Origin of the sequence: Sediminibacterium sp. C3 (assembly GCF_000508085.1) — a bacterium.
Lineage (GTDB): Bacteria > Bacteroidota > Bacteroidia > Chitinophagales > Chitinophagaceae > Sediminibacterium.
This window is the reverse complement of the sequence record NZ_KI669560.1, coordinates 1,028,728-1,044,116: the sequence shown is the minus strand read 5'-3', so window position 1 is coordinate 1,044,116 and position 15,389 is coordinate 1,028,728. Positions and strand designations below refer to the sequence as shown.

The window sequence follows — 15,389 nt, the reverse complement described above, 5'->3', positions numbered from 1 at the left end:
TCTATGTAAATTTTGCCTTAGTTCAACCCTTCATAAATAATGGCCGAACCCTGCCCCACACCCACACACATGGTAGCCAGTCCATACTTTGTTTTACTTCTTAGCATCTGGTGGATCAGGGTTGCTGAAATACGAGCACCCGAACAACCTAACGGATGCCCCAATGCAATGGCGCCACCGTTAACATTCACCAGACTCGGATCTAAAGAAAGATCTTGAATACAGGCAAGGCTTTGGGAAGCAAAAGCTTCATTTAATTCTATCAGTCCAATGTTGTTAATACCAAGACCGGCCCGCTTCAACGCTTTCTGAGTAGCAGGCACCGGTCCTATTCCCATAATTGCAGGATCCACCCCGGCAATAGCCATGCTGGTGATTTTAGCAATGGGATTCAGATTGAACAATTTAACAGCTTCTTCGCTGGCCAGCAAAACCGCAGCTGCCCCATCGTTAATGCCAGATGCATTGCCTGCTGTAACGGTTCCGTCTTTTATGAATGCTGGTTTTAAAGCAGCCAGTTTTTCCATGCTGGTTTTACGCGGATGCTCGTCCTTATTCATCCAACTGACCATTCTCTCTTCTACAAACTCTACCGCTACTATTTCATCATTCCAGATTCCTGCCGCCTCTGCTGCAAAATATTTTTCCTGAGACTGCAAGGCAAATACGTCCTGCGCTTCTCTGCTTATTTTCCAGGTTCTGGCCACATTCTCGGCCGTTTCGCCCATGGTATAAGGATGGTATTTTTCCGATAAAGCGGGATTAATAAAGCGCCACCCAAAACTGGTATCATAGGTTTCCAGCTTTCTGCTCCAGGGAGAGTCGGCTTTTGCCATTACAAAAGGAGCCCTGGTCATGCTTTCTACCCCACCGGCAATATAAAAAAGTCCGTCTCCGCATTGAATGGCACGGGCAGCATCCATAATAGCCTGTAAACCACTGGCGCAGAGTCTGTTAACCGTAGAGCCCCCAACTGATGTTGGCAGGCCTGCCAGTAATGCGGCCATTCTGGCCACGTTCCGGTTGTCCTCCCCGCCTGATTAGCTGCTCCTGCAATAATATCCTCAATGGCATTGGGATCCACATCAGGATTGCGTTCTATCAAGGCTCTGATTACGGTAGCCAGCATATCATCTGGCCTTACCGAGCTTAATTTTCCGCCGAATCTGCCGATCGGCGTTCTTACTGCATCAATCACATAACAAGCGCTACTCATAGAATATAATTGAGGCTGCAAGATATAAGTTATCTTTGCAGAATGAGTGCTTTGTTACCCAATATTCGCCACCAGAGCCCCGAAAGCCTGGAAACTTACTTTGAGAGCATCGGCGAGAAAAAATTCAGATTAAAGCAGGTTCAGGAATGGCTTTGGCAGAAACATGCCCATAGCTTCGATGCCATGAGCAATCTGAGCAAAGCACTAAGGTTAAAGTTAGCAGAAGATTTCTCCCTGCCAGCTTTAACTACAGACGCTACCCAATTCAGTAATGATGGAACCATTAAAAGCAGATTCAAAACCTTTGATGGTCATTTGATTGAGGGCGTTTTGATTCCAACTGACGACAGAAAAACAGCCTGTGTTTCTTCACAAATTGGTTGCAGCTTAAGCTGCAAATTTTGTGCAACAGGTTATATGCAACGAAAGCGGAATTTAAACTTTGATGAAATTGTAGATCAGGTAGTACTGATTAATCAGCAAAGTGAATCGGTTTTTGAAAAAAAACTGACCAATATTGTTTTCATGGGTATGGGAGAGCCCCTGTTGAATTACAATAATGTTTTAAAAGCCATTGAGCGTATTTCTGCGGAAGACGGATTGTTCATGAGTCCCAGAAGAATTACGGTATCTACAGCGGGGGTTGCCAAACAAATTAAAATGCTGGGCGATGACCAGGTTAAATTTAAACTGGCCCTTTCATTACATGCACCCAACGATGCCAAAAGAAACGAAATCATGCCCATCAACGAAACCAACAATATTAAGGTTCTCACTGAAGCATTGAATTATTTTTATAAGAAAACAGGTAATGAAATTACCCTTGAATATATCCTGTTTAAAAACCTGAACGACTCTGCTAAAGATGCAGAAGAACTTACCAAGGTTTACAGACAGATTCCGGCAGACCTGATTAATATTATTGAATACAATAGTATTGATGCATTTAAATTCACTAAACCCGACGAAGAAGACACGCAACGTTTTATGGATATTCTTGCTGCCAATAAAGTAAATGCAAGACTTAGAAGAAGCAGAGGGAAAGACATTGATGCAGCTTGCGGACAATTGGCTAACAAAGGCTAAAAACCAAACATACTGATACAGATATTATTATTCATCCTGTTGTAAAACAGCAAATTGACACTATGCAAAAAAGAACAGACAACTTCAGCAAATTTGCTGAAAAGAAAAAAGGGGCCGCTATTAAAGAAGCCATTCGTCAGGAAAAAAGAAAAATCAAGGCAGAAGCCAGAGCCATCGGCGAAGAAATGAGGGCCAAGAAAAAAGCACAGGCCCGTGGCGAAGTACAAAATAAATCGGAAAGACCTGTAGGCGGATCCTATAAAGCCTTTAAAGAAGGAAAAGCAGGTGATAAAAAATTTACAAAAGATAAAGGGGCAAAACTAACCTATCCTGGAAATCCCAAAGATGCAGAATACAAGTCCAAAGCCGTTGGCAGCGAACCCATGCCATTGAATAAATTCATTGCACATGCGGGAGTTTGCGGAAGAAGGGAAGCAGCCGAATTGGTAAAAGATGGTAAAGTAACTGTAAACGGAGACAAGATTTTTGAACCAGGTTATAAAGTTTCACAGACAGATAAAATTGTAGTAAAAGGAAAGACTGTTTTTCTACAGAAAAATCTGGTTTACCTGTTGTTAAATAAGCCCAAGGATTTTATTACTACTGCGAATGATCCTCAGGGAAGAAAAACCGTTCTGGATTTAGTAAAAGGAGCTACTCCGGAAAGAGTATACCCTGTTGGAAGACTGGACAGAAATACTACCGGTGTTTTATTATTAACCAACGATGGAGAACTGGCACAAAAGCTAACCCATCCTTCTTTTGAAGTAAAGAAGATTTATGAAGTTACCCTTGACAAACCAGTTACTAAAAAAGACCTGGATCAGATTGCCAGTGGCGTTACGTTGGAAGATGGATTTGTTGCAGCAGACTCAGTAGGATACGCAGACCCAAAAACTAAAAATATTGTTGGCATTGAAATTCACAGCGGCAGAAACAGAATTGTGCGTAGGATTTTTGAACACCTTGGCTATGATGTAAAAGCATTGGACAGGGTTATGTTTGCCAACCTTACCAAGAAAAATGTGGAGAGAAGCAAATGGCGTTTTCTGAACGAAAAAGAAGTTCGTTTGCTGAAATTCATGAACAAATCATTTGTAAGAAAAAACAAGACTGAGAATCCGGCATGAGTATCGATATCATTTTAGAAACCCCTGATTTTGTCGCCGTAAATAAACCTTCCGGATTATTGAGTATACCGGACAGACTGGGCGTTGAAATTTCGCTGAAAGATTTATTAAAACAGAAATACGGACAGATCTATACCGTTCATCGTTTAGATAAGGATACCAGCGGTATCATCCTATTTGCCAAAAATGAAATTGCACACAAGGCACTTTCTGCATTGTTTGAAAGCCGTGAAATGGAAAAATTTTATCTGGGCCTGGTGCAGGGACAAATGATGAATCCAGTTGGAAGTATTGATGCAGCTATTATGGAGCATCCCGGGAAAACTACCAAGATGATGACCCATGTAAAAGGCAAACCTTCACTAACTGACTATGAAGTGCAGGAACAATTTCGTCTCTATAGCTGGGTAAGATTTCAGATTCATACTGGCAGAACGCACCAGATCAGGGTGCATATGCAGCATATTGGACATAGCATTGTATGTGATGAAATATATGGTGACCCTAAACCGCTTTTACTTTCTTCTATCAAAAAGAATTTTAAACTGGCAAAAGTGGCGGAAGAAGAAAAGCCAATCTTATCCAGACTGGCTTTACATTCTTCGCAACTTAATTTTTCCTACGAAGGAGTTGCTTATTCATTGGAAGCTCCTTTGCCAAAAGACTTAAGAGCGGTATTACAACAATTAAAAAAATGGAAGGGATAGTGTTTATTGCTTAAACACTTTTCCTCCTTTCATTACAAATTTTACGCGTCCCATGCTGGTTACGTCTTTTTCAGGATTGCCATCAACCGCAATGATATCGGCCATTTTGCCTTTTTCTATGCTACCGATAGAATCATCTCCTAATAAATCGGCTGCGTTTACCGTTGCACATTTAATGGCTTCTAAAACAGGCATACCCACTTCGTTCATGTACTGAAATTCCAGCCAGTTTTTTCCGTGTGCATACACACCTGCGTCTGTACCAAATGCAATCTTTACACCTTTCTTATAGGCTTTGGCGAATGTGCCTTGAATAAAATTTCCAATTACCAAAGCTTTTGCTTTTACAATATCAGGATAGTAGCCTGGCTTCTTTGCTGAGTCGGCCGTAGATTTACCTGCAACAATGGTAGGCACTAAATAGGTTCCTCTTTCCTTCATCAGATCCATCACTTCCTCTGTCATATAACTTCCGTGTTCAATGGAATGCACGCCACCTAAAACCGCCCTCTTCATTCCTTCCGCACCATGTGCATGTGCAGCAACCTTAAATCCATAATCATTGGCTGTTTGAACTATGGCTTTAATTTCATCCACTGTAAACTGCGCTCCACTTCCGTCTTTGGCCATGCTTAATACTCCGCCTGTTGCGGTGATTTTAATCAGGTCTGCTCCGTCCTTGTATCGCTGGCGAACTGCTTTGGCAGCATCTTCCACACTATTCACCACCCCTTCTCTTGGACCAGGATCTCCCATTAAATCTTTTCTGTAATTATTAGAAGGATCCGCATGACCTCCGGTTGATGCCAGGGATTTTCCTGCAGTATATACTCGCGGTCCTACAATCCAGCCTTTATTAATTGCATTACGCAAAGCTATATTAACATTGGTGCCGCCTAAATCCCTTACTGCCGTAAACCCACTCATCAGTGTCTTCTCTGCAAATACAACCGATTGAAAAGCAAAGTCAGCTGGATTATAAGTAAAACCATTCAGGTAGCTGGCAGGTCCTGTTTCTGTTTCCATATGCACATGCATATCAATCAAACCCGGCATTACGGTCAGGTTCTTTAAATTAATTACGGTCTGATCTGTTCCCGGGCTGGTATATCCCTTCTGCACTTCAATGATTTTATTGCCTTCCACAACAATGGTCATTTGCGGCAACTGTGTTCCGTTTTTTACATCAATTAACTGACCACAATGCAATAGTGTTTTCTGAGCCAAGATGGACTGCGAAGCCAACAACAACAGCCCTAAAAAAAATTTGTGCATACAATGATTTTCAGAAAGATAACCAATTTTATTTATTGGGCTGAGGCGTATATCGTAAATAAGGTTTGATTTCTGTAACCCCTTTCGGGAATCGCTGAATAGCATCCGCCGTACTGATAGAAGGAACAACTATCACTTCTTCCCCTTCTTTCCAATCGGCAGGTGTGGCTACACTATATTGTGCTGTTAGTTGCAGCGAATCTATTACACGTAAAACCTCATAGAAATTTCTTCCTGTAGAAGCCGGATAAGTAATCATCAGTTTTACTTTTTTATCCGGGCCAATAATAAAAAGCGATCTAACAGTAAAGGTTTCTGAAGCATTGGGGTGAATCATATCATAGGCGTGCGCAATACTTCTATCTTCATCTGCTATAATAGGAAAATCAACCAAAGTATGCTGGGTTTCATTGATATCGTTGATCCAGCCACTATGTTTCTCTAAACTGTCTACACTTAAAGCCAGTACTTTCACATTTCGCTTTTCAAACTCCGTTTTAAGGCTTGCCGTTTTACCCAACTCTGTAGTACATACTGGCGTATAATCGGCTGGATGCGAAAACAATACCCCCCAGCTATTACCCAGGTATTCATAAAAATCAATCGGTCCCAAACTGGTCTGGGCAAAAAAGTTGGGCGCAATGTCCCCTAAACGAAGTGCCATATTTTGAAATTTTAGCAATAATAAACAATTTCCTACTAATTTAGTAGACTAATTAGACTTTCTGACCGTCCTTGCCTTTTGCAATGCCTGTTTGCCAAACTTATTCTTAACCGCATCTATGGCTTTGTAGAGCTCCCCCTTTTTATCAGTTTCATCAAATAAGGATCCCTGCATTATATGAGAAGTTAGTTCCGATAAGCGGACACCCAAAAGCCGGATGGGCTGTCCTTTTCGATACAATTGATGGAACAAGTCGATTGCTACAGGTATTAATTCATCATCCCTTAATGTGTAGGAAATACTTAATTGTTTTGAAGTAGTTTCAAAATCAGGATACCTGATTTTCACTGCTATACAACCTGTCAACTTTCCATCCTGTCTTAATTCATACGCCACTTTCTCGGTCATTCTCACAAGTTCACTTAACAAAAACGCTTCATCAGTTTTGTTTTCTTCAAAAGTATTTTCCGTTGAAATGGATTTGGCCTCATGATAAGGCTGCACCACTCCTTCATGAATGCCCTGAGATTTTTTCCAAAGATCCAATCCTGTTTTACCCAATAATTTACTCAATACATCCGGAGGGGTTTCACTCAATTGCTGGATAGTAAAAATACCAATGGCATTTATTTTTTTGTGCAGGGCTTCACCAACACCTGAGAATTTGTTTACGGGCAAGGGAGCTAAAAATATTTTCTCCATTCCAGGCTGAACAAATAGATAGCCATTGGGCTTTGCTTCATCGGTGGCAATTTTGGCAATCATTTTATTGCTGGCCAGTCCAAAAGAGATGGGCAGTTGGGTTTGTTCTATAATTTCATTTCGTAAATCAATGGTCCATTGAAAGGGGTCAAAGAATTTATCCATCCCGGTAAGGTCTATGTAAAACTCATCAATGGATGCCTTCTCGAACAAAGGCGCTTTTGCTGCAATAATATCGGTGACCCACCTGGAGTAACGACTGTACTCCCCTCTGGTACCTCTAACAATAATGGCATGCGGACATAACTGCATGGCTTTCTTCATAGGCATGGCGCTGCGCACGCCAAACTTTCTGGCTTCGTAACTGCAGGTGGTTACCACTCCCCTGTCGGCACTGCCACCAACAATTACTGCTTTACCTTTCAGAGAAGGGTTGTTGATCATTTCAACGCTTACAAAAAAAGAGTCGAGGTCTAAGTGAGCAATATATCGTTGAGGTGCAGACATAGCAAAAGCAATATCACTCTTTTAGGTGAAGAGATACTATTATAAACCTCTGTATATGTCCAGCAACCCGTCGGGTAGCGTAACATATACTTTTTTAGCCGCGCGATCAATCTTGTCCAGTGTTTCTGCATGCAGGGGAATCAGGGCTTCATTGCCTTCTAATGTAACCCTTAACAAAACCTGATGAGGCTGTTCAATTACTTCTTCTATAGGTCCCAGGTTCTCGTCTTCGTCTGTAATAATTTCATATCCCAAAAGAGAAATAGGCGCATCTTTCCCGGCCAGATTTCTGAAGTCTGCATCCAGCAACCATACTGGTTTACCTGTGAATCGGGCCGCCATTTCCTTGCTTTGAATGCCTTCTAATTTTACATAGGTTTCTTCTGTATCTTTCGCTTTGCCAGACTCTATAAAATAGGGAATATAAGAGCCTTTTACCTCTTCAATAAAAAGGGCTTTTACGTCTTTCAGATTGGTTTTCTTACCCAGGGAATGTTTAAGTATCAATTCTCCCTTTACGCCAAATACGGCCACCATTTTACCAACATGAATATATTCTTGCATGGTGCAATTTAATGAATGAATTAGGAACATTAAAAAGGCCTGGTAAACCAGGCCTCTTCAATTCGTATGAATGCTTGCATTAAGCTTCAGCTGGTGCTGACTCTTCAGCAGGTGCAGCAGACTCTTCTTGCTTCTCTTCTACTTTTTTAACTACAGGAACATAGGCTTTCTTTGCAGATTGCTTGCTCTTGTGTTCACTGTTTCTACGAGTGATGTTTGCTTCATGACTGTTGTGCCATTCCTGGAACTTGGTCATTGCAGTTGCATCATCAAACAAACCTAACTTAACACCACGCAATAAGTGCTTTAAGTACAATACTCCTTTGAAAGAAAGGATTCTGCGTACAGTGTCGGTTGGCTGAGCACCTTTGTTTAACCACTCTAGTGCTTTCTGACGATCTAACTGAATACTTGCAGGTACAGTTAGTGGGTTGTAAGTTCCGATTTTCTGAATGAACTTACCATCTCTTGGTGCACGAGCATCGGCTACTACGATAAAGTAGAAGGGACGCTTTTTACTTCCGTGTCTTTGAAGTCTCATTTTAACTGCCATCTTAAATAGACATTTAAAGGCTTTAATAATAGGGTTTATCCGGTAGAAACCGGAACGCGAAATTAGGAGATTCCCAATGATTTTCCAAAGTTTAGCGTCTCATTCCGGGGAAACGGCCGCCCATTGGCATATTATTCATCATTTTCATCATCTGTTTCATCTGCTCAAATTGCTTCATAAAGGCATTTACTTCCTGCAAATCCTTCCCTGCTCCTTTGGCAATTCTGGCTCTTCTGGACGGGGTTAAGCTATCTGGGTTTGCCCTTTCATAGGGGGTCATGGAACTGATCATCGCTTCAATCCCCTTGAAAGCATCGTCTTTAATATCAATATCTTTTACTGCTTTCCCCACTCCCGGAATCATTCCCATCAGGTCTTTCAGGTTACCCATTTTCTTGATCTGCTGTAACTGGTCTAAAAAGTCCTGAAAATCAAACTGGTTTTTGCGGATTTTCTTTTCCAGTTTTTTGGCTTCGGCTTCATCAAACTGCGCCTGTGCTTTTTCTACCAAGGTAGTGATATCACCCATTCCCAGAATACGCTGTGCCATCCTTTCCGGATAGAACACATCCAGGGTTTCCATTTTCTCACCGCTACTTACAAACTTGATCGGCTTGTCTACTGTGTATTTAATGGATAAGGCTGCACCACCACGGGTATCACCATCCAGCTTGGTTAATACCACACCAGTAAAATCAAGTCGGTCGTTAAAGGCCTTGGCGGTATTCACTGCATCCTGACCCGTCATCGAGTCTACAACAAACAATATTTCGGAGGGATTAACAGCGGCTTTAATGTTGGCCACTTCATTCATCATCAGCTCGTCGATAGCCAAACGGCCGGCAGTATCTATGATGACTACATTTTTATTGGTCGCTTTTGCTTCCTTGATGGCATTCAGCGCAATCGCAACCGCATCTTTGTTTTCACGCTCACTGTAAATGCTTACGCCAATTTGTTCAGCCAAAACGGTTAACTGATCTATCGCGGCTGGTCTGTAAATATCTGCCGCTACCACCAACGGGCTCTTACCCTTTTTTGTTTTTAAATAATTGGCCAGTTTACCCGTAAAAGTGGTTTTACCACTACCCTGTAAACCTGCAATCAAAATCACAGCTGGTCTGCCTTCTACTTCAAAAGCAGCTTCCTGTCCGCCCATGAGTTCCGTCAGTTCATCCTGCACAATTTTTACCATCAATTGCCCGGGGCTGATTGCATTCAATACTTTTGAGCCAACTGCTTTTTCCTTTACCTTATCTGTAAATTCCTTTGCAATTTTGAAGTTCACGTCAGCGTCCAATAATGCCCTGCGGATATCTTTTACCGTATTGGCAATATTGAGTTCATTAATCCTGGCTTCCCCTTTTAAATTCTTAAACGCTGATTCTAATTTCTCTGATAAATTCTGAAACATGATGTCACACTTGTTGATGAACGAGGTGCAAATATACTAGCTTGGTGAATTTGCACGCATTCGTTATTTTTATATTATAAAAAAACTTGATGAAACTAGTTTTAGCAGTTTTGACTTTATGGACATTAACCATAACCAGTGTTCAGGGTCAGCCCAAGAAAATTTTTTTAACAGATAAGTCAACTGTGAAAGACAGCAGTGGTACGGTTTATCCTTATGCCATCTGGAATAAGTTAATACAGACGGGCAATTATGGCATTAAACCAATTTCAAACAAAGACCCAAATGATGAATTTATCCTTTACGAATTAACAGAAAAGGACAAGGAAGAAATGATAAAGCGGACGCCCAAACCAAGAGAGTCTGGTTTTTTTGTGACCGGATCTTCTTTTGGGAAATTTAAAACCACTGATATCAATCGCAATAAATTGAACTTACAGGAAATGAAAGGGAAAATTGTGGTGTTTAATTTTTGGTTTATTAATTGCCCGCCTTGCAGAAGAGAAATTCCTGAACTAAATAAACTAGTTGAAAAATACAAAGAAAGAAACGATGTTGTTTTTATTGCAGTAGCATTAGACGACAAATCGGATTTACTTGACTTTTTAAAAACAACCCCATTCAACTATCAAATTGTAGATGGGGGAAGATGGATTACGCAAGGTTTTGGAATCACCACATTCCCAACCAATGTGGTGGTAGACCAAAACGGAAACGTGCAGTTTCACGCAACAGGATACAGTTTATCCCTGCCTAGCTGGATAGATAAAACCATTATATCATTAATTGAAAAAGGGAGTACCCCTATTACAACCAAATAGCATTATCCTAGATAATAACGGAGTTGTCTGGCCCTATTGGCAGCACGAAGTTTGTTGATGGCTTTGTCTTTGATTTGTCTTACTCTTTCCCTGGTTAAATTAAATCGGGATCCTATATCTTCCAGACTGAGTGCTCGGTCTACACCAATACCGAAAAAAAAGCAAATTACTTTTTTCTGACGATCGGTTAAGGTTCCCAGACTTCTCTCAATTTCAACATGCAATGACTCATGATAAGCCAGCTTATCATCCGTTTGTGCTTCATTGGTATTTTCGAGTAAGTCAATCAGGGTTATGTCTTCTCCTTCTGCAACAGGTGAATCAATACTGACATGTCTGAATCCTGCTTTCATGGTGGCCGCAACTTCTTCAATAGGTAAATCAAGCAATTCCGCAATTTCCTGAGGAGAGGGCTCCCGCTCATACTCTTGCTCCAATGACTGATAGGCTTTACTGATTTTATTGGTTAACCCTACTTTATTCAGCGGCAATCTCACAATTCTGCTTTGCTCTGCCAATGATTGCAATATGCTTTGTCTGATCCACCATACGGCATAAGAAATGAACTTAAAGCCCTTGGTCTCATCAAATCGCATAGCGGCTTTAATCAACCCTAAATTTCCTTCATTAATTAAATCAGATAAAGTGAGTCCCTGATTCTGATATTGTTTAGCAACAGACACTACAAAGCGAAGATTGGCTTTAACAAGCCTGTCCAATGCACGGGTATCACCTTGTTTGATTTTTTGCGCTAGCATCACTTCTTCTTCCGCTTCTAACAGCTCTACTTTACCAATTTCCTGGAGATATTTTTCCAGACTTTGCGATTCCCGGTTGGTTATCGACTTGGTTATTTTGAGTTGGCGCATACCCATAACAACTGGTTTTAGTTAGCAAAAAATGAGCATTCCTAATTTAACATTTTCCTGAGTTTTATTAAAATAATTTATTAACTAATTGATAATCATTAATTTAAATAAAAAAATGAATCAATATACTATAGCTGATTTACTATAAAATAGCATTTTTTAAAAAAACATTTGGGTAATAAGTATTATTTAATATCATTGCACCAACCTATTTGGCAAAAGCGTAATAATGAGTAAGAAGCAACTATTCACACTAGAATTTCCGGTTAGATGTTCTCCAGGTATATTGTATGAATTTTTATCTACCCCTGCGGGCTTGCAGGAATGGTTTGCAGATAAAGTGGATGAGTGGGAAAATGTATTCAGTTTCTCTTGGGACGGAGGTGTTCCGGAGAAAGCAGAAGTATTAGATAAAGAAGAAAATAAGTTTATCCGATTCCGCTGGCTGCACAACGATAAAAATGAATTTTTTGAGTTCAGAATTGAAAAAACGGAAATATCCAATCAGACCATTCTGGTGATTAAAGACTTTGCAGAGAAGTCTGAAATCAAGGACCAGAGTCAGTTGTGGGGATATCAAACCAAAGAATTGTTCCACCGTCTGGGTTCTTAATACTCCGAAAGTATGGTCAGCATTTTCGTAAACTGACTTTTCATAAAATTTTCAATATCGTCCCACTCTTCGAGTGGGATTTTTTTTGCAAGTTTCAGGAAAGGTAACCTGGTAACGCTATAACCGTTCCAGTCCTGCATCGGTATATAATTATCCTTTTCAAAATGATGCTGCCAGGGATCAATACCTACTCCTATATACCAGTCAAGTGTTTCGGATCCATACTTGCCATACATTTCAAAATACTTGTCAATGGAAGCGCCAAATGCAGCAAGGTATTTTCCTTTCAGAATCAGGTGAATACTGCAATGATTTCCCCACCAGAAAAAAGTACGAATGGCAAAAATATCAGACTCCGTAAAGAACCTAGGAAAATCAAGCATTACATAAGGCAACTGCTCATATTGCTCTCCCCTGGAAATTTTGGGAGGAATTTCAAAAGCTACTTCATGCTGAAAGCATTTATAGCTTGTAAACTCCTGTCTGTACTGATTAGCCAGTTCGCCAAACAAATCATACACTTTACCAATGATATGGTTCTTTGTTAAAATCCAGTCCGCATTATTAACCAATTCCAGTTCCTTTGGTGAAAGTGTTACTTTTGCGTAGCTCATACAGCAATATTAAGACAGCTATTGTGATAAAAAAACTAGACATACTAATTATCCGCTCTTTTATTGGACCATTTATAGCTGCATTTGCCATTTCTCTCTTTGTACTAACCATGCAGTTTTTTTGGTTGTATATCGACGATTTGGTTGGGAAAGGGCTAGATTTAATTACAGTACTCAAATTAATTGGACTGGTAGCTTTATTCTGGGTACCCATGGCCTTACCACTGGCCTTGCTGTTTTCATCCATCATGACTTTTGGAAACCTGGGTGAGAAATTCGAACTGGTTGCTATTAAAGCGGCAGGTATTTCACTCATAAGATTCATGCGACCGCTGCTGGTTTTTACCATTTTCGTGTGTGGAGTTGCTTTTTTGTTTGCCAACAATATTATACCTGTTACCCAACTAAAATTATCCGCATTAAAATATGATATCATTGTTTCCAAGCCATCCATAGACATTAAGGAAGGCGTTTTTTACGATAAGATAGATGGCTTTGTTATAAAGCTGGGAAAGAAAGAGAAAAACGACAGCATTATTCACGATGTGGTCATTTTTGAAAAAGGTTACTATCTGCAGGACAATATGATGGTTGCAGAGAGTGGCGTCATGAGGGTTTCCAAAGACAAGCAGTTTCTGGAATTTATTTTGAAAAACGGCTGGCGCTATCAGGAGAAAGGGCCAAGAGGAGAATTAAATACTGAGTTTACCCGAATGGGATTTAAGGAGTACAAAAAAGTTTTTGACTTGAAAAGTTTCCAGATGAACAAAACGGAAGACTCTGCTTTTTATGATCCGAAAATGTTAAGTCTTCGCCAACTGAATGTTGCAATTGATTCACTGAACCATATAGATACCTTTTATTTAAAAAAATCAAATCTGGAAGTGAGTCCTTATCTGCGTTTTGCAAGATTTGCAGACACGGGATGGGTAAAAGTAAAACAACCCTTACCAAAAGCAGATCCCCGTAAACTGTTTCCCGACAGCCTCCAGCAACAATTGATAGATGCGGCCTCCAATCAACTGGCAACAGTAAAAGGATCAGTGAATGTAATGGCCGAAGATTATCAGACCAAATATCTTTCGATGCTATTACACGAGATAGAATGGCATAAAAAATTCACCCTGTCTGTTGCCTGTCTGGTAATGTTTTTAATTGGCGCCCCATTGGGCTCTATTATTCGTAAGGGGGGATTGGGAACGCCGCTGGTATTTGCCATTATTTTCTTTGTACTGTTCCACCTGCTGAACACATTTGGCGAAAAATTTGTCCGTTCTGGTCAAGCTAATGCCGTTACAGGCATGTGGTTGAGCACATTTATTCTGGTTCCTGTTAGTGCATTCCTGATTTATAAAGCCATGCATGATTCGCAGTTGTTTAACCAGGAGTTCTATTACCGCAACTTCAAAGGCCTAAGAAAATTATTAGCTACCTTTAAGAAAAAAAAGAGCCATGAAAAAAGCCTATAACCGAAGAGTGTTTCTGAAAGACAGCAGCAAAGCTGCTTTGGCAGCAGGAATTGGAATCAGCATGATTCCTTCAGTTGTAGCTGCAGCAGCAGGCAATGAATTTGAACAACAGCCATTGCCCTACGCATATAATGCGCTTGAGCCCTATATTGATGCAATGACCATGGAAATACACTACAGTAAACATGCAGCAGCCTATGCAAAAAATCTGGCAGATGCCTGTGTGGCAGAAAAAGTAAATCCTCAGACAACTTCTTTAGAAACCCTGATGAAAAATATCAGTAAGTATTCTGCCAAGATGCGTAATAATGGGGGCGGGCATTTCAATCACGAATTTTTCTGGAAATGCATGAAACCTGGTACCAGCACACAGCCTTCCGGTAAATTAGCTGCTGCCATCAATCAGTCTTTCGGTTCTTTTGAAGCTTTTAAAACAGCATTCGCAGATGCAGGCAAAAACAGATTCGGAAGTGGCTGGGCATGGCTGGTTCAAACAGCGGATGGTAATTTGAAAATAGGATCTACACCTAATCAGGATAATCCACTAATGGATATCAGTGATCTGAAAGGAACACCCTTATTGGGCCTGGATGTTTGGGAACATGCTTACTATTTAAAATACCAGAACAAAAGACCAGACTATATCAACAACTGGTTCAATATTGTAAACTGGGACTTTGTAGGAAGCCAATTAAAATAAATGGCATCCGAAAAACAGGCTGTCAAAAAAATTATTGTAAAAAACTAACCTTGAAATTTAGAGACCATGATAGACGTAAAAGTTAACTGGAAAGAAGCATTGGCTTTTGATGCCATTGGTAATGACGGGCATACCGTTCGTATTGACACAACCGTAGAGAATGGCGGATTAAACAGCGGTATGAATCCAAAGAGACTTTTACTTGCATCCTTATGCGGTTGCAGTGCTATTGATGTGATTGAAATACTCAACAAAATGAAAGTAAGTTTCAGCAAACTGGAAGTAACTGCTGAGGCTGATCAAACCGAAGACCACCCTAAAACCTTCACCTATATTAAACTGGTGTATCATTCAGACGTAAAGCCCGAAGATGAAGACAAACTGAAGCGTGCAGTTTCTTTGTCAATGGATAAGTATTGTGGTATTTCGGCTATGTTGGCAAAACATTGTCCAATCAACTACAGTACAAAGTTGATCTAAGGGTA

17 protein-coding genes and 1 pseudogene are annotated in these 15,389 nt (G+C 40.4%); 8 read left to right on the top strand and 10 right to left on the bottom strand.

The annotated features are described in order from the left end of the window. Window positions 1-17: 17 nt before the first annotated feature. Both F777_RS15760 and F777_RS18530 read right to left on the bottom strand, forming a co-directional pair. Complete coding sequence (locus tag F777_RS15760) at window positions 18-1,007, bottom strand: thiolase family protein (protein ID WP_304412554.1); 990 nt, start codon at window positions 1,005-1,007, stop codon at window positions 18-20. 83 nt (window positions 1,008-1,090) lie between these two features. Further along, a pseudogene (locus F777_RS18530) lies at window positions 1,091-1,216 on the bottom strand (3-oxoadipyl-CoA thiolase); the annotation flags it as partial. A 42-nt stretch (window positions 1,217-1,258) separates the two neighbouring features. Between F777_RS18530 and rlmN the strand changes: the two are divergent. From rlmN to F777_RS0104915, 3 genes are all read left to right on the top strand, one after another. After that, complete coding sequence (rlmN, locus tag F777_RS0104925; RefSeq protein WP_026751073.1) at window positions 1,259-2,302, top strand: dual-specificity RNA methyltransferase RlmN; 1,044 nt, start codon at window positions 1,259-1,261, stop codon at window positions 2,300-2,302. A gap of 62 nt (window positions 2,303-2,364) precedes the next feature. Beyond that, on the top strand, window positions 2,365-3,432 hold the full coding sequence (locus tag F777_RS0104920; protein ID WP_026751072.1) for a pseudouridine synthase: 1,068 nt from the start codon (window positions 2,365-2,367) through the stop codon (window positions 3,430-3,432). Further along, complete coding sequence (locus F777_RS0104915) at window positions 3,429-4,139, top strand: RluA family pseudouridine synthase (protein ID WP_026751071.1); 711 nt, start codon at window positions 3,429-3,431, stop codon at window positions 4,137-4,139. Before F777_RS0104920 ends, F777_RS0104915 begins: the two co-directional genes overlap by 4 nt. 3 nt (window positions 4,140-4,142) lie before the next feature. Here F777_RS0104915 and F777_RS0104910 read toward each other — a convergent pair whose 3' ends face one another. From F777_RS0104910 to ffh, 6 genes are all read right to left on the bottom strand, one after another. Beyond that, on the bottom strand, window positions 4,143-5,414 hold the full coding sequence (locus F777_RS0104910) for a metal-dependent hydrolase family protein (RefSeq protein ID WP_026751070.1): 1,272 nt from the start codon (window positions 5,412-5,414) through the stop codon (window positions 4,143-4,145). A 28-nt stretch (window positions 5,415-5,442) separates the two neighbouring features. Continuing rightward, complete coding sequence (locus tag F777_RS0104905; RefSeq protein ID WP_026751069.1) at window positions 5,443-6,078, bottom strand: peroxiredoxin; 636 nt, start codon at window positions 6,076-6,078, stop codon at window positions 5,443-5,445. Between the two features lie 48 nt (window positions 6,079-6,126). Further along, on the bottom strand, window positions 6,127-7,287 hold the full coding sequence (gene dinB / locus F777_RS0104900) for a DNA polymerase IV (protein ID WP_026751068.1): 1,161 nt from the start codon (window positions 7,285-7,287) through the stop codon (window positions 6,127-6,129). 39 nt (window positions 7,288-7,326) lie between these two features. Further along, the gene (rimM, locus tag F777_RS0104895; protein WP_026751067.1) at window positions 7,327-7,851 is read right to left on the bottom strand and encodes a ribosome maturation factor RimM; all 525 of its coding nucleotides are present in this window, start codon (window positions 7,849-7,851) and stop codon (window positions 7,327-7,329) included. 79 nt (window positions 7,852-7,930) lie between these two features. Beyond that, a complete protein-coding gene (gene rpsP, locus F777_RS18525) occupies window positions 7,931-8,404 on the bottom strand; it encodes a 30S ribosomal protein S16 (RefSeq protein ID WP_026764223.1) in 474 nt (157 codons plus the stop codon). A 91-nt stretch (window positions 8,405-8,495) separates the two neighbouring features. Then, window positions 8,496-9,818 carry a signal recognition particle protein gene (gene ffh / locus F777_RS0104885; protein WP_026751066.1) on the bottom strand — a complete coding sequence of 441 codons (1,323 nt, stop codon included), beginning with the start codon at window positions 9,816-9,818 and terminating at the stop codon, window positions 8,496-8,498. A gap of 89 nt (window positions 9,819-9,907) precedes the next feature. Here ffh and F777_RS0104880 point away from each other — a divergent pair, with 89 nt between their 5' ends. Next, complete coding sequence (locus F777_RS0104880) at window positions 9,908-10,639, top strand: TlpA family protein disulfide reductase (protein ID WP_026751065.1); 732 nt, start codon at window positions 9,908-9,910, stop codon at window positions 10,637-10,639. A 2-nt stretch (window positions 10,640-10,641) separates the two neighbouring features. Here F777_RS0104880 and F777_RS0104875 read toward each other — a convergent pair whose 3' ends face one another. Beyond that, entirely contained in the window at window positions 10,642-11,514 is an 873-nt protein-coding gene (locus F777_RS0104875; protein WP_235785888.1) for a sigma-70 family RNA polymerase sigma factor, read from the bottom strand. Window positions 11,515-11,737: 223 nt separating this feature from the next. Here F777_RS0104875 and F777_RS0104870 point away from each other — a divergent pair, with 223 nt between their 5' ends. Beyond that, window positions 11,738-12,121 (top strand): START-like domain-containing protein, encoded by a 384-nt coding sequence (locus F777_RS0104870; RefSeq protein ID WP_026751063.1) that lies wholly within the window; start codon window positions 11,738-11,740, stop codon window positions 12,119-12,121. Here F777_RS0104870 and F777_RS0104865 read toward each other — a convergent pair. Next, window positions 12,118-12,735: a hypothetical protein gene (locus tag F777_RS0104865; protein WP_026751062.1), complete on the bottom strand. Its 618-nt coding sequence runs from the start codon at window positions 12,733-12,735 to the stop codon at window positions 12,118-12,120. The genes F777_RS0104870 and F777_RS0104865 overlap by 4 nt on opposite strands. Before the next feature lie 23 nt (window positions 12,736-12,758). Between F777_RS0104865 and F777_RS0104860 the strand changes: the two genes are divergently transcribed. The 3 genes from F777_RS0104860 (at window position 12,759) to F777_RS0104850 (ending at window position 15,384) form a co-directional block, all read left to right on the top strand. Beyond that, window positions 12,759-14,204: an LptF/LptG family permease gene (locus tag F777_RS0104860; protein WP_026751061.1), complete on the top strand. Its 1,446-nt coding sequence runs from the start codon at window positions 12,759-12,761 to the stop codon at window positions 14,202-14,204. A gap of 61 nt (window positions 14,205-14,265) precedes the next feature. After that, window positions 14,266-14,904, top strand: a complete 639-nt coding sequence (locus F777_RS0104855; RefSeq protein ID WP_235785972.1) for a superoxide dismutase — start codon at window positions 14,266-14,268, stop codon at window positions 14,902-14,904. 66 nt (window positions 14,905-14,970) lie between these two features. Then, window positions 14,971-15,384: an OsmC family protein gene (locus tag F777_RS0104850; protein WP_037369136.1), complete on the top strand. Its 414-nt coding sequence runs from the start codon at window positions 14,971-14,973 to the stop codon at window positions 15,382-15,384. Window positions 15,385-15,389 lie beyond the last annotated feature (5 nt).